The sequence below is a fragment of the Mammaliicoccus sciuri genome, from assembly GCF_025561425.1.
Lineage (GTDB): Bacteria > Bacillota > Bacilli > Staphylococcales > Staphylococcaceae > Mammaliicoccus > Mammaliicoccus sciuri_A.
Genome location: NZ_CP094824.1, coordinates 1899921 through 1921842, shown reverse-complemented (window position 1 = coordinate 1921842; position 21922 = coordinate 1899921). Strand labels below are relative to the sequence as shown.

The window sequence follows — 21922 nt, the reverse complement described above, 5'->3', positions numbered from 1 at the left end:
GGGGGCATTAACTTTATGGGTAAGCAAATACCAAAAGATAGAGGTCTAGACAGTACATTAAAAGTCTTAAAAGAAGGCTATAAATATGTACCAAATAGACTTGAGAAATTTGATACGAATATTTTTGAATTAAGAGCGTTAGGTGGAAGAAGAACAGTTGTATTTAGCGGTAAAGAAGCTGCAGAGATTTTTTATAACAATGAATTAATTGAAAGACAAGGTACGTTACCTAAACGTGTTGTTAATACTTTATTCGGTAAAGGCGCTATACATACTACTGGTGGTAAAAAACACATAGACCGTAAAGCTCTATTTATGTCATTAATGACTGAAGAAAACTTAGAATATTTAAGAGAACTTACACGTAGTACTTGGTTCATGAACACTGAACGTATGGAAAGAATGGACGAAGTTAACGTCTATAAAGAATCTATTATCCTATTAACTAAAGTTGGATTTAGATGGGCAGGCATTATCGCTTCTCCTGAAGAAATCGAAAGCTGTGCAAAAGATATGGATACTATGATCGATTCATTCAAAAATATCGGTACTGCATTCAAAGGTTATAGAGAAGCTAAAAAAGCAAGAGATAGAGTAGAAACATTCCTAGAAAATCAAATTATTGCAGTACGTGAAGGTAAATTAACACCTCCACAAGGTACAGCATTACATGAATTTAGTCATTGGGAAGATTTTGAAGGTAATTTAATGGATTCTAGATTGTGTGCGATCGATTTAATGAACGTTGTGCGTCCTCTAGTCGCAATTAACCGTTTTGTTAGTTTCGGTGTGAAAGCATTACATGATTATCCAGGAGAAGCAGAAAAAGTTTTCAATAATGAAAATGACTATGCTTATAAATTTGTACAAGAAGTTAGAAGATTCTATCCATTCGTACCATTTTTACCTGGTAAAGCAGCAGTAGATATCGAATTTGATGGCTATACTATTGAGAAAGATACGTTCTTAGTATTAGATATTTACGGAACATTGCATAGAGAAGGCTTATGGGAGAATCCAGAAAGATTCTATCCTAACCGCTTCAGCGATTGGGACGGAAGCCCATTTGATTTAATCCCTCAAGGTGGCGGCGATTATTATACAAACCACCGTTGTGCGGGTGAATGGATGACAATTATCATCATGGAAGAATCAATGAAATACTTCGCTAGAAACATTTCATATGATATGAAAAAAGACCAAGACCTATCTGTTAATTTAAATAAATTACCAGGTCGTGTCGTAAGTGGTACAATCATTGAAAATGTTAATGCATTAGTAAACCGTAACGTAGAATCAGTTTAATCATGAATTGATTCATTATAATAATATTATTCAGGCTGGGACATAATCTAATGTCTCAGTCTCTTTCCTACGATTTGTCAACTACTACGTAGTAAAATGTATTTAAAATTGGCATCACTAAATAAGCCTTTATTATTTAATAATTTTTTCAATATGTTATGATTTATTTGAATAGATTATCAGTGTGGAGACAAGTGATAATCATATTCTTTATTATTTATAACTAGATAATGAATGGTTTTAAGTAGCTTGTTAACGCAAGCTATTGAAGCAGTCTTGTGGCCTTTGCCATTAGGCTGCTTTTTTAATTTGTAATAATAGTCGATAATATGATTTTTAAATAACCTTTGACCCAACAGGAAATTTTTAATGATTAAGTAAAATAATGATCTAGCATGTTTGTTTCCACGTTTGTTAATTTTATCTTTAAAATGCGTTTTACCAGACTGATATCTTTTTATATCAATGTCTACATATGCATTCAATTGTTTATGAGAATCAAAGGATTTGATGTCACCTAATTCGCCAATAATCATTATGGCTGTTAAATCACCAATGCCAGGAATAGATTTAATTATTTTAAATTCTTCGAATTCCTCGAATTCCTCAGCTAACACTAATAACCTTTGTTTTATAGAAGCATGCCGTTTCATTAGATTTAATAAATCTTCAATCACATAAATTAATTTATCTGTTAAAAATGAATCTTTAGAAACAGAAGGATAACTGACCATAGAGAACTCTACGAGTTTTTTGCATATTGTGCTTTCTTTTTCTCTGATAGATTTTTTTCTGTACAACTATTAATTGTATTTTTTAGTTCTTCAATTTCATTAGAATCAACAAAGTCAGGATGTGGGAACTTACTAGCTACTTGTAAAGCCAATCTTGAATATCTATCCTTAAATAGGTTTTGTAATTCTGGAAAAGTCATATCTAGTAACTGAATCAATTGGTTTTTTAAGTAATTTTGTTGATTGTTAATTTCTTCATAGTATCTTGTCAGTTCTCTCAGTTTTACGTATTTTTCTTCCATTAAATTTCTAGAAGGTTTTTTATTTATATTTTTAGCTAAAACGGCAGGTTTATGTGCATCAGATTTATCTGTTTTCCAATTTCTTAAAGAATTAGTTAGTAATTTTGCCTCAAGAGGGTTAATTACACAAAATGAAATGTTGTTAACTGTACAGAATTTCTCTAACACTTTTGAATATATACCAGTAGCTTCAAATAAAAAATATACTCTTGCGAAATCCTTTATATATTTGTTTAGTGACTCAAAACCATTATTATCGTGGGTAATTTCAAATTCTTTAACAAATTCATTGTTTGAATAATGTGCAATAAAACTCTTTCCTTTTCCAACATCTAAACCAAAATATTCGATAAAAATCACTCCTAAGTTATTAAATTTAAGAAGCTTTAACTTCACTTAGCCTTACTTAGTTCATTTTCCTGTACACGATCTCAAGGGACCCAACATACTAAAATCGAATTCATAAGGAGAGTGAAGTTCTCCAGTTTTTGCTACGGGTTCTATGACCCTAGAGACCGATCGGAGTACTTCTCTCTTCTACTATTTCATATTCTTAAAATAAGTACCAACGGTATGAAAAAGAATATGAAAAAAGTAGCGAAGTTCATCTACCGTCGTAGATTACTTCGCTACTAATCTTAGTATGTTTTAGTATCTTGGCAGTAGCTGACTGAACCCGAAATGCGCTTGTACCAAGCTTTTTCAACTCTAGTCATCCTTGCCGGGGCGGGACTACGAAATCTTTTTATACAAATTAGATTTCTGTCCCGATCCCTTTTCGCGTTATTTAATCATCTAACGTAACTGAAATCATTTCATCTTTAAATGGATGTTCGAATTCTATTTTATAGCTGTGTAATTTTAATTTTCTCAGTTTACTGTTGTTATAGAGTGGGTCACCAACAACTGGATGTCCAATTTCTGCAAGGTGGACACGGATTTGGTGTGTTCTACCCGTATCTAATTTTAATTCTACTTCTGCCGTATGTTCATCAATCATATGACTTTCAAGTATATGTGTGATCGCACGTTGACCTGTTGGTGATACACGTCTTTTGTTTGGATGGAATTTGTCTTTACCTATTGTCATATCAATTGTTTGTGGTTTAAGAGGTAATAAACTATCAACTTGTGCTTTATATGTTCTTGTAATTTCTCTATCTTCTAACATACGATCTAGTATTTTTTTAGCGATAGGGTGTTTTGCGACTAATAATAATCCAACAGTTTCTTGGTCAAGTCTATGAACAGGCTCAGCATAATCAGAATCTAACGTATAGATTACGTGATTCATAAGTGTGTTTGCTTCTTTTAAATCGTTAGGATGTGTCTTAACACCTTTAGGTTTAACGACAATTGCTAAGTATTCATCCTCGTATTTAATTTCAGCTAATCGGTAACTAGAAACATATTGGCTCGTTTCGTCAAATAATGGGATATTAAGTTTATCTCCGGCATTTACTGTATCTCTTAATGTACATGATTCGTCATTTATCGTAAGTTCTTTTGACATTCTTAAAAGGTGAAGTTCTTTCTTTGGTAGATGTAAAGATTTAAACATCTCTTCGATTGTTTGACCTTCAAATTTTGATGGTATTGTAATTTGCATAGCGTCCTCCAGGAATATTTCTCTCAAAATCGGGAAAAATTATATTATAACAAAAAATAAGTTATAATTATTATAACAAGAAAAAGAGATAAGGAGTATGTTTCATGTCAAAATCAATCGATAATAATGAATTTAACGTTAGTATTAATACTAGACAGATGACTTTTGATGATATTGATGAAGTTATTGAATTACAGTCTAAATGTTTTCCAGGGATGGAACCGTGGGAAAGAGGTCATCTTGAAAGTCACTTAAGAATGTTTCCGAGAGGACAAATTGTTGTAGAATTTGAAGGTGAAATTATAGGTTCATGTTCATCACTTATCATCAATTTTGATGAATATGATGATAGACATACTTGGGATAGTATTACGAATAATGGGTATATTACAAACCATAATGATCATGGTCACAATTTATATGGTATTGAAGTTATGGTTCATCCTGATTATAGAGGGATGAAAGTTGGCGCAAGACTATATGAAGCTCGTAGAGAAATCGCTTATGAATTAAATTTAAAGAGTATTATTATAGGTGGTAGAATTCCTAACTATCATAAATATAGTGATGAATTATCACCACGTGAATATGTACAAGGTGTTATTAAACATCGTATTAAAGATCCAGTATTAACATTTCAATTGATGAATGATTTTACGTTAATGCGTATTAATCCAAATTATTTAAGTGATGATGTTAAAAGTATGAAATTTGCTACTTTGATGGAATGGAATAATCCTGATTACATAGCAAGAAGTAATGTTCATTTTAAAACGAGTGAACCTGTGAGAATATGCACAGTTAACTATATGATGCGTAAAATTAATTCATTTGAAGAATTTGCAAACCAAATTGAATACTTTATTGACGTTGCATACGATGCGGATAGTGATTTTATCGTCTTTCCAGAATTGTTGACGACGCAATTAATGAGCTTTGATGAACAAAGTAATCCAGCAGAATCTATTAGAAAATTAACTACTTATACTTCACAATATATTGAGATGTTCAATCAGTTTGCGATGAAATATAATATCAATATTATCGGTGGTTCTCATTTCGTTGAAGAAGGCGAAGACATTTATAATATTTCATATTTATTTAGACGAGATGGTTCTATCGAAAAACAATATAAAATCCATGTAACACCAAATGAAAGAAAATGGTGGGGTGTATCACCTGGTAATGGCGTTGAAGTATTCGATACAGATTGTGGTAAAATAGCGATTCAAATTTGTTACGATAGTGAATTCCCTGAAATGGCAAGAATCGCAATGGAAAAAGGAGCGAAAATTATATTCACACCATTCTCAACAGAAGATAGACAAAGTTATCTACGTGTGAAATATTGTTGCATGGCACGCGCTATAGAAAACCAAGTTTACACAGTAACTTCAGGAACATGTGGTAACTTACCACAAACTGAGAACATGGATATCCAATATAGTGCTTCAGCGATATATTCTCCTTCAGACTATGGTTTTGCTCGTGATGGAATCGTCAGTGAAACAGGTGAGAATTTAGAAATGGTTGCTATCGGTGAAATTGATTTAGAAGTATTACGAAGAGGTAGAGAAAACGGAACTGTTAGACATCTTAGAGATAGAAGACATGACGTATATAATATTACGTATAATCAATAATAATAAAGGTGATTGATATGGAAAAACCAACGCGTACAAGCCTTTTAAAAGAAATTGCGGAATTTTTAAATGAAGAGACTGAAATGTATAGTATGATGCATGGCGCACTTAAAAAATTAGTGAGTGGCAGTAACTTTCATACAGGTTGGATATTTTTTATTGATGAAGAAGGTAAACATGAACTTGTTGCTGAAGAAGCGTTACCGCCAGCTTTAACACATAATAGCTGCCAATACATGACGGAAGGTACGTGTTGGTGTGTAACAGCATATCAAAATAAAAAATTAACGAAAGCTTCAAATATTATTACATGTTCAAGAATTGTAAAAGCAACTAAAGAACATCATGACAAGACGGATGGCATTACGCATCATGCAACTGTGCCACTTCGTTCTGGTAATGAACAGTTTGGATTGCTTAATATTGCGACACCTAATACGAAGCGATATTCAGAAGAAGATTTAGAATTGCTAGAGTCTGTAGCATTTCAAATCGGCTCTGCGATTAAACGTATATTATTAACGGATCAAGAAAAAGAGGCAGCTCGTATAAATGAAAGGAATAGATTAGCTAGAGATTTACATGATTCTGTTAATCAAATGTTATTTTCTTTAAAAATCACTGCACATGCAGCGAAAAGTCTTGATGACCAAGAAGCGGCTAAAAAAGCTTTTCAAACAATTGAAGAGACGAGTCAAAGTGCTGTCAATGAAATGAGAGCACTAATATGGCAATTGAAACCGATAGGGTTGGAACAAGGTTTAATATCAGCTATTAAACAATATAGCCAGTTAATCCATATTGAACCTGAATTTGAAGTTGAAGGACTTATTGATTTGCCAAATACAATTGAAGAGAATGTTTATCGCATTATTCAAGAATCATTAAATAATATTCATAAACACTCAGGTGTAAATAGTGCGAAAATATTTCTAGAACAAAATAAAAATACGTTTAAATTTAAAATTGTAGATAACGGTAAAGGATTTGAAAGTCAAGATTTAGACAACAAGCTATCTCACGGTTTGAGAAATATTAAACAACGTGTTCAAGGTATGAAGGGAAATGTAGATATCAAATCAAAATTGAATGAAGGAACAGAAATTGTGATTTCTATTCCACTTTAAATGTTAGGAGTATCACACATGAGTTATAATATAATCTTAGTAGATGACCATCATATTGTGCGACAAGGATTAAGTTTCTTACTTGATACTGTTCCAGATTTCAATATACAAGCTGATTTCTCAAGTGGCGTGTTATTGCTAGAATACTTGGAACAACATGAATCACCACATATTGTTCTGTTAGATTTAGTTATGCCCGATATGAATGGCATTGAAATCACAAGTATCATGAAGAAGAAATACCCAAACATAAAGATATTAGTCTTAACAAGCTTTTATGATGAAGAACATGTCATATCAGCGATTGATAAAGGTGCAGATGGTTATGAAATTAAAGATGTAGAACCAGAGTCACTTATACAAACAATTAGATCTGTATTAAATGGTGAGAAGAAAATTCATCCAAAGGTACAGTCTGTTATTTCTGAAAGTGAACGGAAACCACATAGAGAAAATAAATTATCAAAAAGAGAACTTGAAGTATTAGCTGAATTGGTGAAAGGTAAGACGAATAAAGAAATTGCAGAAACACTATTTGTATCCGAAAAAACAATCAAAACACATGTCAGTCACATACTGAATAAGTTAAAAGTATCAGATAGAACACAAGCTGCGGTTTATGCAATGGAACACCAATTATTAATTTAAATAAAGATATAATATTTTTGCGAGTAAGTATTGTCATATTCAATACTTACTCGTTTTTGTGTAAAATTACAAAAATAAATTTACAAATTGAAAGCCCTTAAAGTATAATATTTTACATGGGAGAAATGATTTTACTTACTTTATAGGGGGTAGTTTAAAATGAAAGTCAGGAAAAACTTAACTTTAAAAATTGTTATCGCTTTAGTATTAGGTATAACAGTTGGTTCGATTTTTAATATGTTTGCCGGAACGGGTTTCGTTCAAGGTACGAATCAATACGTATTTAATGTAATTGGTCAAATATTCCTTAACCTCATTTTCATGCTTGTAGTACCAGTGGTATTTGTTTCAATTGTATTAGGGGTTATTGGCGTAGGTGATCCAAAATTACTAGGTGGCATAGGATTAAAAACCGTTATATTCTTCTTATGTACTACGGCAATTGCGATTACTATCGCAATGTTATTAGCTTTAGTATTTAAACCAGGTGCTGGTCAATCAGATTTATTAAATAGTAATGATGTTAAAAAATATGGTGCTGAACAAAAAGCTAAATCATCTGATCAAGCTGCACCAGAAAATCAAACATTTGATCAAACATTGATTCATTTGTTCCCTCAAAATCCAATGAAATCTATGGTGGAACAAGATATGTTACCGATTATTACATTTGCAATCTTTATTGGTGTAGGAATGATTGCACTTGGTAGTAAGGTTGAAGCGGTGAAAAAAATCTTCGAGCAGACCAATGATATACTCATGTATATCGTTACAATGATTATGAATTACTTCGCACCAATTGGTACATTTGGATTAGTGGCAACAGCTTTTACAAACGCAGGTTTTGGCGCAATTAAACAACTTGGTATGTACTTCTTTGTTGTATTATTAGCGTTAGCAGTGCACTTCTTTGTAGTCTATGGTGGGGCAGTTAAATTATTAGCAGGTAAGAATCCTTTCTGGTTCTTCAAAAAGTTCTTCCCGGCTATGACAGTTGGCTTTAGTTCATCAAGTTCAAATGCAACGTTACCTATATCTTTAGAATGTACTAAAGAAATGGGTGTGAGAAAAGAAATTAGTTCATTTGTTCAACCATTAGGTGCTACGATAAATATGGATGGTACAGCTATTATGCAAGGTGTCGCAACAATATTTATAGCTCAAGTATCAGGTATCGATTTAACAATTATGCAAATGGTAACGGTTGTCGTTGTTGCCGTTATTGCTTCAATCGGTACTGCAGGTGTTCCAGGTGTTGGCCTTGTTATGTTAGCAATGGTACTAACTTCAATCGGTTTAGACCCCGCAGCAATAGGTATTATTTTAGGTATAGATAGATTGTTAGATATGACAAGAACATCTGTAAATATTACCGGAGATGCTGCATGTGCATTAATTTTATCTGAAAGAGAAAAGTCAAAATTTGTAAAAGAATAAACAATTTAGTGTATTAAAGGGGTAAATTGATATTAAATTCAATTTACCTCTTTTAATTTGGTTAAAAATGTATTATGATGTTACTTGTGCTTGAAAAAATCGTGTATTTTTGCAACATATTAAATCAATTAATATAAATATTAACAAGAAAGGTAGATATAGATGGATAAACAAACATTTACAACAATAATCCAAACAAAATTCAAAATGGTTCGTATTGAGGCTGGTTACACTCAAGATACTATGGCGAATACAGTAGGATTATCTAAGAAAACTTTAGTGCAAATTGAAAAAGAGAGAGTATTACCTAACTGGACGACATGTGTATCAATTTGTGCATTATTCAGAGATTCAGATGTTTTAAATACTACTTTTGGTTGTGATCCATTAGAAGTTATTCAAATCATATCTCGTCATCATTGTGCATATCCAAACCATGACAATACTAGCGATATTTACTGGGTAACACTTGATGCTAAATCTGGCTATATTTTACAATCTAATAAAAAATCAGATCTTTACAGAGTATTAAACGAAGAACGTCAACCAATCTTCGGTACTGCGAAAAAACGTGAAGCAGAAACTTACTTCTTACGTAAAACGCAATCACTATTTGTTTAAAATTTGTATAATATTTGTTAAAAGCTACTTCTTAGATTATTCTAAAGAAGTAGCTTTTTTAGAAGGAGAATTTCCATGATAACAATTATAACTGTATTTTGTATGATGGTAATTGGTGCGTTAATAGGTGGATTTACAAACTTTATTGCAATTAAAATGTTATTTCATCCATACCATGAAATTAGATGGTTCGGATATAAATTACCGTTTACACCAGGCTTAATACCAAAAAGAAGAAATGAATTATCAGAAAAAGTAGGTGAGATGGTTACTAAACATCTCTTAACTCCTGAAGTATTTAAAGAAAAACTTGTGAACCCAAGTACGAAGAAAGTGCTTGAAGACACGATAAAAGTTCAATTTAATACTTTGAAAGAGAAAAAATATACGATTCAAAACTTTGTGGATCGAATTGATTATCCACTAGAAGAGAAATTAAATGAAACGATCAAATCTACTATTAAAGAAAAGATTGATCAATATTATGCTTCTCATAAGAATGATGAAATTAAATCACTCATTCCAGAAGAAATACTTGAACAATTAAACATTCAACTTAATCGTGTAACACCAGAAATTTTAACAAAGATTGATGAATATTTAGTATCTGAAAAAGGTGAACAAGATATTCATTCAATGGTTGAAGAATTTTTTGAACAAAAAGGTAGAATGGTCGGCATGATTCAAATGTTTATGACTACTGAAGATATTGTATATAGAGTTAAAAAAGAACTTAGAAATGTCATTAAACAAGAAAAAATCAAAAATATGATTGATTTACAAGTGCATAATCAATACGACAAATGGATGGCTAAACCTTTACAAGAAGTTTTAACAGACGAAAGAAAAGAAAAAGCCAAAACATTATTCGCAACTGAAATTACAGAATCTATTAATGTTAATAAATATTTAAACACACCTTTAGATGAACTCGTTCCAAACTTATTTGTATATATGGAAGGAAGAGGAACAGAAAGATTTATTGACTATATGATTGGTAAAGTCGGCGATAATATTAGCTTAATTTTAGAAAGAATGAAATTAGCAGAATTGATTAAAGATCAAATAGATCGATTCGAATTATCTTATTTAGAAAAATTAGTCATAGAAATCTCTAATAAAGAATTAAAATTAATTACATTATTAGGCTTTGTATTAGGTGGAGTTATTGGATTATTACAAGGAATAATCGCTATTTTTGTATAAGACTTAGAATTATGATACAGTATTATTGGAATTGATTTTCTAATACATTTATTTATTATAGGAGCGAATTAATTATGGCAGAAGTAAACATTTACGACAAAGCGAATGAACTAGAACAAACTTTACGTGCAAGTGAAGAATATAACAAAATTAAAGAACAATATGAAAAAGTTAATGCAGACCCAGAAACAAAAAAATTATTTGATGAATTCCGTGAAATTCAATTAGAATTACAAACTAAACAAATGCAAAGCGAAGAAATTTCTGAAGTAGATATCGCTAGAGCTCAAAAATCTGCTCAAGAAATTGAACAAAACGAAACAATCGCTGAATTAATGCAAGCTGAACAAGCAATGAGTCAATTAATTCAAGATTTGAACCGTGTTATCATGAAACCATTAGAAGATATCTACGGTAGCCTTGAAGAAAACCAAGGTTAATTAATTAACTTTTATAAGTCGACAAAGTCATTCGATTTTGTCGGCTTTTTTTGTGGGAATTTTTATGACGGATTATATAGAGTGGGGAATGATGATGAGTGGAGGCTGTTATTAGCAGTTTTGGTGAGAACTGCAAATAGTGGTGTCGTTATTAGCAGTTTTGATGAGAAGTGCAAATAGTGAGTGCGTTAGTAACACTTCGGCAGAGTTTTGTAATTAACGCCCCCGTTATGAACAAGTTTGGCGAGAAGTGTTCGTAACAACCCCGTTATAAACAAGTTTGGCAGAAAGTGTTCATAACGTATCCATTACAATCTCCCGAATTAACAATTCATATGTCGCTTTTTTATTGTTTAATCTTATATGTGCGATGTATCGTATACGCGTGGAATATGGTAAAATTAAAGCATTAAAAATCTTTATAAATCTGATTATTCTATTGGTTGAGCTTGAATATAATAATTAAGAAATGAGCTAATATTGAAAGAGGTTAGGTATATGATTAAATTTATACATTGTGCGGATTTACACCTTGATAGTCCATTTAAGTCTAGACATTATTTAAGCCCTTCTATTTTAAGCGATGTAAAACAAAGTGCATATAATAGTTTTAGAAAAATTGTTGATGACGCAATTAAAGAACAAGTTGACTTCATCGTCATTGCAGGGGATTTATTTGATCAAAATAATAGAACTTTGCGTGCGGAAGTGTTTTTAAGAGAGCAATTTCTTAGACTACAAGATGAACAAATTTTTGTTTATATTATACATGGTAACCACGACCCTTTATCAGTTGGTGTCCATACAGTTTGGCCAGAGAATGTAACAGTCTTCTCTGATAAAGTTTCTACATATCAACTCATTACGAAAAATGGGCAAGTTGTTTATTTACATGGTTTTAGTTATCAAAAAGATCAAAGTTATGAGAATAAAATTGATGAATATCCTGAATCTACAGATAACAAAGGGATACATATTGGTGTATTACATGGTACATATTCACAAGCTTCAGGTGTGAAGCAAAGATATACTGAATTCAATATTGAAGATTTAAATAGCAAATTATATCATTACTGGGCACTGGGGCATATTCACGAAAGAGCAATGATTAGTGAGTTATCTCAAGTCCATTATCCTGGTAATATACAAGCCCGTCATTTTAAAGAAAAAGGTGAAAAGGGTTATTTACTCGTTGAAGGCGATGATTCTAAATTACAAGCATCATTCAAACCAACTCAATATATAAGGTTTGAAAAAGCCGTCATTGAAACACAGGCTAAAGGTAAGCATGCATTATACGAAGCGATACAAAAATTCAAAGATAGTGTGAGAACTGAAGGTAAGGCTTTTTATCAATTAGATGTTTATGTTAAACATGATGAAATTTTAAAACAAGATGAAATAAACCAAGTTATTCAATTGATACAAGAGTATGAAGAGAATCAAACAAACTTTATCTTTGTTGAACAGTTGAATGTATTCTATGATCAAGATTCAGAAGTAGCTTTAGCGAATGAGTTCAATGATGATATTTTACAAGATGAGAACATTCTTGAAGAAGCACTCAGTGATTTGTATATGAATCCAAAAGCAAATCGATTTTTAGAGCCATTTAGTGATGTTGATAAACAAGCACTTATTGAGCGTGGGGAAGCAATTTTAAAAAGAAGAATGAGAGGTTAAAGCGATGAAAATTAAATCTTTAGAAATTTATGGCTATGGCCAACTCATGTCTAGAAAAATAAAATTTGATCAAAGTTTTATGCAAATATATGGTGAGAATGAAGCAGGGAAATCAACGATACAAGCATTTATTCATTCTATATTATTTGGCTTTCCAACTAAAAAAGAAAATGAACCAAGATTGGAACCAAGACTAGGGAACCAATACGGCGGTAAGTTAGTGTTAGACTTCGATGGTCAAATTGTAGAAGTAGAAAGAGTTAAAGGTCGCGTAACAGGTGACGTTAAAGTATATCTTTCTAATGGTAAAGTTAAAGATGAAGAATGGCTGAAACAAAAGTTAAATTTCATTAATAAACGAACTTATCAAGGTATTTTCTCTTTTAATGTATTAGGATTACAAGATATTCATAAGAACTTAACTGAAGACCAACTTCAAATGTATTTACTTCAAGCAGGTGCACTCGGTTCAACTGAGTTCACAGGTATGAGCGATTTAATGCAAGTTGAGAAAGATGCATTATATAAGAAGAATGGTAAAAATCCAGTTCTGAATGTTCAATTAGAGCAGTTGAATGATTTAGAAATTAAGATTAAAAACGAAGAGAAGAAACTTTCAGAATATGAAAGACTTCAAGATGAACGCGATAAAACATCTCGAAGATTAAATCAATTAAAAGAGAATCTCGGCAAACTTACTGATAGGTTAACAAGTAAAGAAAAAGAAATTTCACTACATAATGAAGTGGTTGAATGGAAGAAGTTAGAAAGTAATTTAAATATAGAACCATATGAATTTCCTGAACAAGGGATAGAGCGCTATGAATCAGCTGTACGTTCAAATGAAAGTATTAAACGTGATTTAACGCTAAGAAATGAAAAACTTGGACAAGTCGTGCATACTTTAGAAAATGTAAAAGTCATGTCTGAACGAGATGAAAAAGCGCTCAATAGTATTAGACAAAGAGAATCAGATATTAAAGAGAAACATCAAGAATTAAAACAATTAAATCAGCAAATCGATAATGCTGAACGTGATAATGAATTACTTAGACAAGATATCGGCTGGAATGAAGAATTTTTAGATGTAGATACGTCTGATGCGATGAAGACACATATAGCTGAAGTCAATCGCATTAGAGAAGAAAACGTTGCAGAACGAGAGCAAATAAAACGTTCGCTCAATCAATTATCAATTGAACAAGAGCGTTACACTAACAATGTTGATAAATTGCATAATGATCTCGTATCAGATGAAAACTATGAACAAAAGAAAGTATATAATCAAAAAGCGCTAGAGCTTGGCGAAAAGAAATCACTATACAAAAAAATGGAAGAAAGCTTTAATAAGCAAAAAGAAGAAAGTGAAAAGAGAAGTAAACAATATAGACTTGCTTCTGGCATTGGTGGCATATTATTAATCGCAATTGCCATTTATGCGTTTATTGCATCACAAATTATATTTAGTGCTATATTCGCTGTTGTAGGTGTTGTATTAGTTGGATTAGCCTTTATGATTAAATCTAAAGAGTTAAATCATGATCAAGCATTTTCTAAAGAAATAGATGAATTAGAAGAGAAAGTTCAACACTTAAAGCAATTTTATGATTTAGACTTTAATCTTGATGAACAAACGAAAATTAGACAAGAATTAGAAAGTTATTATCAGTCTCAAGAGATACTATCTACTAAGCAATCTGAATTAAATAAAGAACTTGAACAAGTAGAAGAAATTATTGAGACTAAAGAAAGAGCACTTAAAGAAACTAAAGTAAGTTTACATGTTTCTAATCAAATATCTTCACAATTATTAAATGATGCATTGTCGACAATTAGAAAAATTAAACAAAATAGATTAGAAATTACACGCATTACTAAAATAAGAGATGAGAGACAAGCAGCTTTAGAAGCATTTTATAGAGAAGCTGATAGCATTGTGAGTCATGCTGGATTACATTATCAAGAGATTTCACTATTTCATGATGTCAAACAAGCTTTAGACGAACATCAAAAAGAATTTAATATTCAATCACGCAATAACGACCAACAAGCATTATTAACCAATGAAATAAATGCATTGAATGAACGATTAGAAGAAAATAATAATGTGATTCAATCATTATTTGACTTCATTAGTGTAGATAATGAGGAAGCTTATTATCGTCATCATAAAGCTTATGTGTCTTATCATGAGGATTTAAAACGTTTTAATTATTTAACAGATTTACTGAACAATCAAAATTACGATTACGATAAAAATACACAACTAAGTTATATGACAAAAACAGACCTAGAAAATGAACGTACTCAGTTAGAAGGTCAAGTTGATGAATATAATGATCGTTATTTAAATGTTCAAGCAGAATTAAGTGATTTGAATGCTCAAATCAATCATATGGAAACAGATGAAACACTTTCAGCTTTAAGACATGAATACCATTTACTTAAAGATAAAGTGAATGAAACTGCAAATGATTGGGCTGCATTAAGTTATTTACAAAACTTAGTCGAAGCACATATTAAACAAATTAAAGATAAACGACTACCTTATGTTGTGAAAGATGCTACAGATATCTTAAAAGCATTAACAGAAGGCAGATATAATCAAGTTATTTATGAGGAACAAAATGTACAAGTTAGACATGAAAATGGACAAATATTCCATCCTACTGAATTAAGTCAGTCAACGAAAGAATTATTATATATCGCGTTAAGATTTAGTTTAATTAAATCATTGCAAAAATATTATCCGTTCCCAATTATCGTTGATGATGCATTTGTGCATTTTGATAAACATCGTAAAGAAATTATGATTAAATATTTAATGAGTATGAAAGATGATATTCAAATACTATATTTCACTTGTAATAAAGATCAAAATGTACCTCAGAAACAAACAATTACGCTGACAAAAATAGAAGGAGCTAAGAGCAAATGAGAACTATAGAGACATTGAAACCAGGAGACTCAGTAGATCATTACTTTTTGATTCATCGAGCAACTCAAGGTGTTACAGCTCAAGGTAAACCATATATGACACTTTATCTTAAAGATAAAAGTGGTGATATAGAAGCAAAAGTATGGACGGTAACAAATGAGGATATTCAACTACTCGTACCTGAAACGATTATTCGTGTGAAAGGTGACGTAATTGATTATCGTGGAAGAAAACAAATGAAAGTTAATCAATTTAGAGTGGCTGTAGATGAAGATAATGTGAAGTTGGAAAACTTCCTAGAAGCGGCGCCATTATCAATCGACGATATGTCAGAAGAAATTATGACGTATATACTAGATATTGAAAATGCTAAATTACAAAGAATTACACGTATATTACTTAAAAAATATCAAAAAGAGTATTTTATATTCCCAGCAGCTAGTTCACATCATCATAATTTTGTTTCTGGCTTAAGCTATCATGTTGTAACAATGTTAAGACAAGCGAAGGCATTGTGTGATATTTATCCAATATTAAATAGAAGTTTATTATATAGTGGTATTATCTTGCATGACTTAGGTAAAGTAAAAGAGTTGTCAGGACCTGTCGCAACATCATACACAGTTGAAGGAAACTTATTAGGCCATATTTCAATCGTTAGTGATGAAATTGCTCAAGTTGCAAAAGAGCACAATATAGAAGGGGAGGAAGTCCTCTTATTGAGACATTTAGTTTTAAGTCACCACGGTAAATTAGAGTATGGATCGCCAAAATTACCTATGGTTAAAGAAGCAGAAATTCTTCATTTTATTGATAATATTGATGCGAGAATGATGATGTTTAAAAAACATCTTAAAAAAGTAGATAAAGGTCAATTTACAGAGCGCATCTTTGCTTTAGAAAATAGACAATTTTATAAACCTGAAACTTTAGATTAATCAAAAAAAGCTATGAAGAAACGTTAACCGTTTCTTCATAGCTTTTTAATTTTAGCTTGCTGATGATTGCTGTGCTGCTTGCATTTGTTGTTGTTGTAATGCTTTTTCGTTTAAGATATTATCTTCGATTGCTTTTTTAATATCTTTATCTTTGTAGTCAACTTTGTATTCATCTAATAATTTTTTGTAAGCATTGATGATGATCTTAGGTTCTTTTTGGATTTTTAGTTGACGATATTGTTCTTTAAGGCTTGCTTTTTCTTTCTTAGATGGTTCGCCTTTATCTGCTTTTATAATATGATAACCATATTGAGATTTAACAACATCTGAAATTTCGTCATCTTTTTTAAGTTTGAATAATGCTTTTTCAAATGACTCATCCATTTGACCTTTCAATACAAATCCTAAAGCGCCGCCTTTAGATTTAGTACCTTCATCTTGTGATTCTTTCTTAGCGATTTTTTCAAAGTCGTCTGGGTTTTTCTTAATTTGAGCTAGTAATTTTTCAGCTTTTTTCTTAGCTGCTTTATCACTTAAACCTTCATCAGAATCATCTGATTTAACTTTGATTAAGATATGAGAAGCTTTTTTAGTATTTTCATTGATTTCTTTGTCAGAAACTTTTACGGCATCGTTGATAAATTCTTCTTGATATTTAGAAGTTTTTTGAGATTCTTTAAAGTCTTTTATAGTAGCACCTGGTTTTTCTTGTTGTAGTGCTTCTTCAAATTTCTTCTTACCACCGTATTGCTCGATTTGTTTATCAACTTGTTCGTCTAATTTCTTCGTATCAACTTTGTCTTCGTATTTATCTTTTAAGACTTTGTTAAGTACAATTTGAAATGCATTTTGTGCGACTTCGTTACTACCCATTTTGTCTAGTACGTCTTGTGAAGTTACGTTTCCGGCTTTAGTTTCTACTAAAGTTTCTCCAGAATTATCTGAACCATTACCACAAGCGCCTAAAGTTAATACTGATGCTGAAAGTGTTACAGGTAACACTATTTTTTTAATTGATTTCATAAATAGAACTCCTTTTGTAAGAATACAATGATAAATATAGCATATATGCTATTTTAATTACAAAAAATAACCTATAAATGTTCGGCATCCAGTGAACGTTTTATTAACAATTCGATACCATTTTTTCTTTCTTCAATATAAGTGCTTTTTTTTGTAAATAAAATAATCTTTAAATAAAGTAAATCGATAATAGATATGCCAACATTAATAGACATTATAAATAAAATGTAATGTCCATATTGTGGAATTATATTTACGAGTGCAATAGATAGGGTAGTTATCGTAACGAGCGGGCAAATAAGTGCAAAACAAAATACAATCTTATTAATTGGTTGATCTACTCTAATATTATATAATGGTAAAGCACGTTTAGCTTTAGTCGTTTTGTTCATTTTAAATGACTTACGATAATACATTAATACAATCAAATGCAACAATTTATGAATTGGATAAATTAAGCAAAGGACGAATAAGAATAGTATAAACTTATCGTCCTTTAAAGGTTCTGTTTGTAAATAATTGAATATTTCGTAAGTGACGATAAATGTTAAGAATGAAACTAAAGCACTAATTAATACAATTCTCTGCAATCCATAACGAGACTGTATATTAATTGATTTAGAACACAAAAACATGATTAATGTCACCTTCTAAGATATGATTTATCTTGATATTATGCATCATCCTCAGACTGTTCGTCAAGTAGATATTTTCTTAATTGCTCATGGTTTTGTTCAATGTGATGAATAAAGTCGCTACCATATATTTGACCAACGATATATTTCACATCCGTAAATTCTGGCATATTGTACATAACTTTTTCATAATCTGCAGCAATTTCATATAATCTGTTTGTATCATTTGAATAGTTTAAATATGTCTTTCTTAACACTGCAAGACCTTTATCCGTTAATTCTAAATAAGTCGTACGCTTATCGTGCTGACTTTTAGGCATTGTTAAATAACCACGTTTTTCTAAATTTTTAGCGAAATTAAAAACAGTAGATACATGCATAACGCCATATTTACTCACTTCAGAAATTGTAGCTTCATTTAAACTTCTAATAATAATTAAAATATGATGTTCATTAATATTTAAGTCGAAAGGCTTAATCCACTGCTGCCAATTTTTCTCGATTGTCTTCCATAAAGCTTTAGATAACTGTGAAACCTTATGAGTAAATAACATTTTTTCAATCATGTCCAATTCATTCGACATAGTTAAATCCCCCTTTGTTTGTATAATAAAAGCATGATACTAATGTATCATGCTTAGTTATAACACTTTAATAATATAATAATTTTAACACGTTTTCTAATTTTTTAGAAATGGAAGCTTAGTATTTTGAATTTCTTTTTGAATTTCATTGCCAAGATTGCTAATATTTTCAATATTTTTCTGTATTTGTTCAATATTAGGGTTAATATCAGCTTTAAATTCATTAATCATCGTTTTAATTTCTTCACCTAATGATTGAATAGCAATTTGGCTTTCGTCTTTCGTCTTTAATACATAATCTTTTATTTCAATAGCATTGTCTTTAATTTCACTTAATTGAATTTTAGATCCGTCAGCAGTTGATTTTAAATCTGTCTTTAAAGCATCACCAGAACGGTCTGTATTTAAAATGGCTGTTGTAAAACCTGTAACAAATCCTACACCAACACCAATTGCGAGTCTTGAAAATTTCATAATTATCCTCCTTGATATCTCTTATTTAAATATATACCCTGAATTTTTGTAAACATGCAGTGTATTAAAAATGCTGTTGAATTGTTTGTGCGATTTCTGCTTTTTTCTCATCATCTAATTGATCTTCATTTGTATTCCAAATATAACCGAAACCATCAATATCTTCTTTATATCGTGGGATTAAGTGGAAGTGGATATGGAATACAGATTGTGAAGCATACTCGCCATTATTTTGAATAATATTTAAACCATCTGGATTGAAAGCTTTCTTGATGGCATTCGCAACGATTGGTAAAGCTTCAGCTATATGTTTCATTGTTTCTGGGTCTGTTTCATAAATATTTGGTGAAGCTTTCTTTGGAATAAGTAATGTGTGTCCTTTACTTACTTGAGAAATATCTAAGAATGCATATACATAATCATTTTCGTAAACTTTGAATGATGGGATTTCACCGTTGATAATTTTGCTGAATATTGTTTCTGACATACTATCATCTCCTATGTAAATATTAGTTTTTATTATATCATGCTCGTAATATCATCTCACTGATAAAGATAATATTTAATGAATGTAACATTGAGAACATGCTACAATATATTTTGGAGGTGTGTTCACGTGGCAATTAAAGTGAATAATTTAACAGGTGGATACGGTAAAAAAGCTGTTATCCATGATATCTCATTTGAATGTAAACCAAGTGAAGTCGTGGGACTTATTGGATTAAATGGTGCAGGGAAAAGTACAACAATTAAACATATACTTGGCTTATTAACACCACAACAAGGTGAGATGTCCATTAATAATATAGATATTAAAGCAGATATAGAATCTTATAGAAGAAATCTTACATATATACCAGAAAGTCCAGTATTATATGATGAATTAACTTTAGAAGAACATATTTACATGACTGCTATGGCATATGGTATTGATAAAGATACAGCACTTGAAAAGGCAATGCCGTTATTGAAAAGACTAAGACTTGAAAATGAATTAAAAGTCTTTCCGATACATTTTTCAAAAGGTATGAAACAAAAAGTTATGATTGTCTGCGCATTCTTAGTTGAACCGACGCAATATATTATAGATGAACCGTTTTTAGGGTTAGATCCATTAGGTATACAAACAATGTTAGATTTAATAGTAGAAAGACGCAATCAAGGCTCTTCAGTATTAATGTCTACACATATACTTGCAACTGCTGAAAGATATTGCGATAGATTTATTATATTACATCAAGGTCGTTTAGTAGCAATGGGCAATTTAGAAGAACTGAGAGAAAAAACTGGACTTACTAATGCAACACTAGATGATATTTATATACATTTAACACAAGGTGAAGCGTATGAATGATGTAAATACTTTATATAAGGTTAGACAAAGAGAAGAAGTATTAGAGAAAATGAATTACAATAAATTCATCTTTAATGGTCATTTCTTAATATTTATAACTATTATGATCGGTGCATTTGCATTGGGATATAGTAATTGGTTAAAAGATATTCCACAAAATATTAACTATCGATTAATCTTTTCGGTTATATTATCTATTTGTTCGATATTTCCAATGAGGACTTTCTTTAGAGAAGCAGATAAGTTATATTTGTTACCATTCGAGAAACACTTAACGCTCTATATTAGAAAAGCTCTAACATATAGTTATTTTAATCGACTATACTTACCAGTCGTAATATTAGTGGTCGGGTTGCCATTATTTTATCAATTAATGGGTGATAAATTTTATTTATATATCACGGTTATGGTATTGAGTTTCGTCTTTCCAATTCTAGGACTTATGATGAAATGGTTCTGGTTAAAATACGGATTAGAAATTTGGGGGATTAATGTATTACTCTTTATTGTGTATGCGAGTGGTTATTACACAACTTTAAAAGTAGGGGCTTTGTCAGGTCTATTATCTATTGTCGTATTGATTGCTTTAATTATTTTATTAGAAAATATCAATAGAGGTACTTTTTATCAGTGGGAAACATTAATCGCTATCGAACATAATCATAAGATGAATTATTATAAATTCGTTAATATGTTTACAGACGTAAAAGTATTAAATGAACGAACAGTTCGCAGAAGATATTTAGATGTCTTCTTAAAAGTCCCAAGTTCTAAGAAATTTAATCAAAATTATATGTATAAATTCTTATTTGTAAGAAGTTTTGCAAGAGGGAAAGATGCATTCTTTATCGTATTAAGATTATTGATTATCGGACTTGTATTAATTTGGTGGATTGATCAGCCAGTTATATCAGCCATATTAGGTGCTTTAATCATGTACTTGTTGATATTACAATTATCTCAATTTTATAAACAACAAGCATACGGATTGTGGCCACAAGTATGGCCGGTAAGTGAAGGACAAGTAGTTAAAGGCTATCATCAATTTTTAATTAATATCATGATTGTCTTAGGTATTATTTTATCAATCATATATATATTGAAATTTGTTACAGCGATTTATTTCGTTATATTATTCTTCATTGTTGGTTGGTTAACAATAGATTCTTCCATTAAGAAAATTAAAAAACATCAAGAGTTACTTAGAGATTAATAACAATT

21 protein-coding genes are annotated in these 21922 nt (G+C 30.8%); 13 read left to right on the top strand and 8 right to left on the bottom strand.

The features are described 5' to 3' along the window. Positions 1-15 precede the first annotated feature (15 nt). A complete protein-coding gene (locus MUA60_RS10040) occupies positions 16-1305 on the top strand; it encodes a cytochrome P450 (protein WP_025904560.1) in 1290 nt (429 codons plus the stop codon). Between the two features lie 179 nt (positions 1306-1484). Here MUA60_RS10040 and MUA60_RS15610 read toward each other — a convergent pair whose 3' ends face one another. The 3 genes from MUA60_RS15610 to MUA60_RS10030 all read right to left on the bottom strand — a co-directional run bounded on the left by MUA60_RS15610 (position 1485) and on the right by MUA60_RS10030 (position 3950). Continuing rightward, the gene (locus MUA60_RS15610; RefSeq protein WP_458256605.1) at positions 1485-2039 is read right to left on the bottom strand and encodes a transposase; all 555 of its coding nucleotides are present in this window, start codon (positions 2037-2039) and stop codon (positions 1485-1487) included. A gap of 8 nt (positions 2040-2047) precedes the next feature. Then, a complete protein-coding gene (locus MUA60_RS15605; protein ID WP_458256604.1) occupies positions 2048-2737 on the bottom strand; it encodes an IS110 family transposase in 690 nt (229 codons plus the stop codon). A 391-nt stretch (positions 2738-3128) separates the two neighbouring features. After that, the gene (locus MUA60_RS10030) at positions 3129-3950 is read right to left on the bottom strand and encodes an RluA family pseudouridine synthase (protein WP_262648128.1); all 822 of its coding nucleotides are present in this window, start codon (positions 3948-3950) and stop codon (positions 3129-3131) included. A 104-nt stretch (positions 3951-4054) separates the two neighbouring features. Here MUA60_RS10030 and MUA60_RS10025 point away from each other — a divergent pair, with 104 nt between their 5' ends. From MUA60_RS10025 to yhaM, 10 genes are all read left to right on the top strand, one after another. After that, entirely contained in the window at positions 4055-5593 is a 1539-nt protein-coding gene (locus MUA60_RS10025) for a bifunctional GNAT family N-acetyltransferase/carbon-nitrogen hydrolase family protein (protein ID WP_262648127.1), read from the top strand. 17 nt (positions 5594-5610) lie between these two features. Next, the gene (locus MUA60_RS10020) at positions 5611-6720 is read left to right on the top strand and encodes a GAF domain-containing sensor histidine kinase (protein WP_262648126.1); all 1110 of its coding nucleotides are present in this window, start codon (positions 5611-5613) and stop codon (positions 6718-6720) included. Positions 6721-6738: 18 nt separating this feature from the next. Beyond that, positions 6739-7368, top strand: a complete 630-nt coding sequence (locus MUA60_RS10015; RefSeq protein ID WP_262648125.1) for a response regulator — start codon at positions 6739-6741, stop codon at positions 7366-7368. Between the two features lie 159 nt (positions 7369-7527). Then, positions 7528-8805 (top strand): dicarboxylate/amino acid:cation symporter, encoded by a 1278-nt coding sequence (locus MUA60_RS10010; RefSeq protein ID WP_262648124.1) that lies wholly within the window; start codon positions 7528-7530, stop codon positions 8803-8805. A gap of 162 nt (positions 8806-8967) precedes the next feature. Beyond that, positions 8968-9426: an XRE family transcriptional regulator XdrA gene (gene xdrA / locus MUA60_RS10005; protein WP_025904809.1), complete on the top strand. Its 459-nt coding sequence runs from the start codon at positions 8968-8970 to the stop codon at positions 9424-9426. Between the two features lie 75 nt (positions 9427-9501). Further along, a complete protein-coding gene (locus MUA60_RS10000; protein ID WP_262648123.1) occupies positions 9502-10632 on the top strand; it encodes a DUF445 domain-containing protein in 1131 nt (376 codons plus the stop codon). 74 nt (positions 10633-10706) lie between these two features. After that, entirely contained in the window at positions 10707-11072 is a 366-nt protein-coding gene (locus MUA60_RS09995) for a YlbF/YmcA family competence regulator (RefSeq protein ID WP_262648122.1), read from the top strand. 498 nt (positions 11073-11570) lie between these two features. Continuing rightward, a complete protein-coding gene (locus MUA60_RS09990) occupies positions 11571-12755 on the top strand; it encodes a metallophosphoesterase family protein (RefSeq protein ID WP_262648121.1) in 1185 nt (394 codons plus the stop codon). 4 nt (positions 12756-12759) lie between these two features. Further along, a complete protein-coding gene (locus MUA60_RS09985) occupies positions 12760-15693 on the top strand; it encodes an ATP-binding protein (RefSeq protein WP_262648120.1) in 2934 nt (977 codons plus the stop codon). Continuing rightward, complete coding sequence (gene yhaM, locus MUA60_RS09980) at positions 15690-16631, top strand: 3'-5' exoribonuclease YhaM (RefSeq protein WP_262648119.1); 942 nt, start codon at positions 15690-15692, stop codon at positions 16629-16631. Before MUA60_RS09985 ends, yhaM begins: the two co-directional genes overlap by 4 nt. Positions 16632-16682: 51 nt before the next feature. Here yhaM and MUA60_RS09975 read toward each other — a convergent pair whose 3' ends face one another. From MUA60_RS09975 to MUA60_RS09955, 5 genes are all read right to left on the bottom strand, one after another. Continuing rightward, a complete protein-coding gene (locus tag MUA60_RS09975) occupies positions 16683-17654 on the bottom strand; it encodes a peptidylprolyl isomerase (RefSeq protein ID WP_262648118.1) in 972 nt (323 codons plus the stop codon). 71 nt (positions 17655-17725) lie between these two features. Beyond that, the gene (locus MUA60_RS09970) at positions 17726-18289 is read right to left on the bottom strand and encodes a DUF3267 domain-containing protein (protein ID WP_262648117.1); all 564 of its coding nucleotides are present in this window, start codon (positions 18287-18289) and stop codon (positions 17726-17728) included. Positions 18290-18327: 38 nt separating this feature from the next. Continuing rightward, the gene (locus MUA60_RS09965; protein ID WP_262648116.1) at positions 18328-18873 is read right to left on the bottom strand and encodes an HTH-type transcriptional regulator Hpr; all 546 of its coding nucleotides are present in this window, start codon (positions 18871-18873) and stop codon (positions 18328-18330) included. A gap of 96 nt (positions 18874-18969) precedes the next feature. Further along, a complete protein-coding gene (locus tag MUA60_RS09960; RefSeq protein ID WP_262648115.1) occupies positions 18970-19347 on the bottom strand; it encodes a YtxH domain-containing protein in 378 nt (125 codons plus the stop codon). 64 nt (positions 19348-19411) lie between these two features. Continuing rightward, positions 19412-19834, bottom strand: a complete 423-nt coding sequence (locus tag MUA60_RS09955; RefSeq protein ID WP_262648114.1) for an HIT family protein — start codon at positions 19832-19834, stop codon at positions 19412-19414. A gap of 129 nt (positions 19835-19963) precedes the next feature. Between MUA60_RS09955 and MUA60_RS09950 the strand changes: the two genes are divergently transcribed. Both MUA60_RS09950 and ecsB read left to right on the top strand, forming a co-directional pair. Continuing rightward, entirely contained in the window at positions 19964-20701 is a 738-nt protein-coding gene (locus MUA60_RS09950; RefSeq protein ID WP_262648113.1) for an ABC transporter ATP-binding protein, read from the top strand. Further along, the gene (gene ecsB, locus MUA60_RS09945; RefSeq protein WP_262648112.1) at positions 20694-21914 is read left to right on the top strand and encodes an ABC transporter permease EcsB; all 1221 of its coding nucleotides are present in this window, start codon (positions 20694-20696) and stop codon (positions 21912-21914) included. Before MUA60_RS09950 ends, ecsB begins: the two co-directional genes overlap by 8 nt. Positions 21915-21922: the final 8 nt, after the last annotated feature.

Bases quoted from the DNA above. Each gene is read 5' to 3' on its own strand.
- MUA60_RS09965 (WP_262648116.1), bottom strand. From the start codon at position 18,873: ATGTCGAATGAATTGGACATGATTGAAAAAATGTTATTTACTCATAAG.
- MUA60_RS15610 (WP_458256605.1), bottom strand. From the start codon at position 2,039: ATGGTCAGTTATCCTTCTGTTTCTAAAGATTCATTTTTAACAGATAAA.
- MUA60_RS09990 (WP_262648121.1), top strand. From the start codon at position 11,571: ATGATTAAATTTATACATTGTGCGGATTTACACCTTGATAGTCCATTT.
- MUA60_RS10010 (WP_262648124.1), top strand. From the start codon at position 7,528: ATGAAAGTCAGGAAAAACTTAACTTTAAAAATTGTTATCGCTTTAGTA.
- MUA60_RS09995 (WP_262648122.1), top strand. From the start codon at position 10,707: ATGGCAGAAGTAAACATTTACGACAAAGCGAATGAACTAGAACAAACT.
- MUA60_RS10040 (WP_025904560.1), top strand. From the start codon at position 16: ATGGGTAAGCAAATACCAAAAGATAGAGGTCTAGACAGTACATTAAAA.
- MUA60_RS10020 (WP_262648126.1), top strand. From the start codon at position 5,611: ATGGAAAAACCAACGCGTACAAGCCTTTTAAAAGAAATTGCGGAATTT.
- xdrA (WP_025904809.1), top strand. From the start codon at position 8,968: ATGGATAAACAAACATTTACAACAATAATCCAAACAAAATTCAAAATG.
- MUA60_RS09960 (WP_262648115.1), bottom strand. From the start codon at position 19,347: ATGAAATTTTCAAGACTCGCAATTGGTGTTGGTGTAGGATTTGTTACA.
- MUA60_RS09985 (WP_262648120.1), top strand. From the start codon at position 12,760: ATGAAAATTAAATCTTTAGAAATTTATGGCTATGGCCAACTCATGTCT.
- yhaM (WP_262648119.1), top strand. From the start codon at position 15,690: ATGAGAACTATAGAGACATTGAAACCAGGAGACTCAGTAGATCATTAC.
- MUA60_RS10030 (WP_262648128.1), bottom strand. From the start codon at position 3,950: ATGCAAATTACAATACCATCAAAATTTGAAGGTCAAACAATCGAAGAG.
- MUA60_RS10000 (WP_262648123.1), top strand. From the start codon at position 9,502: ATGATAACAATTATAACTGTATTTTGTATGATGGTAATTGGTGCGTTA.
- MUA60_RS09970 (WP_262648117.1), bottom strand. From the start codon at position 18,289: ATGTTTTTGTGTTCTAAATCAATTAATATACAGTCTCGTTATGGATTG.
- ecsB (WP_262648112.1), top strand. From the start codon at position 20,694: ATGAATGATGTAAATACTTTATATAAGGTTAGACAAAGAGAAGAAGTA.
- MUA60_RS10025 (WP_262648127.1), top strand. From the start codon at position 4,055: ATGTCAAAATCAATCGATAATAATGAATTTAACGTTAGTATTAATACT.
- MUA60_RS09955 (WP_262648114.1), bottom strand. From the start codon at position 19,834: ATGTCAGAAACAATATTCAGCAAAATTATCAACGGTGAAATCCCATCA.
- MUA60_RS10015 (WP_262648125.1), top strand. From the start codon at position 6,739: ATGAGTTATAATATAATCTTAGTAGATGACCATCATATTGTGCGACAA.
- MUA60_RS09975 (WP_262648118.1), bottom strand. From the start codon at position 17,654: ATGAAATCAATTAAAAAAATAGTGTTACCTGTAACACTTTCAGCATCA.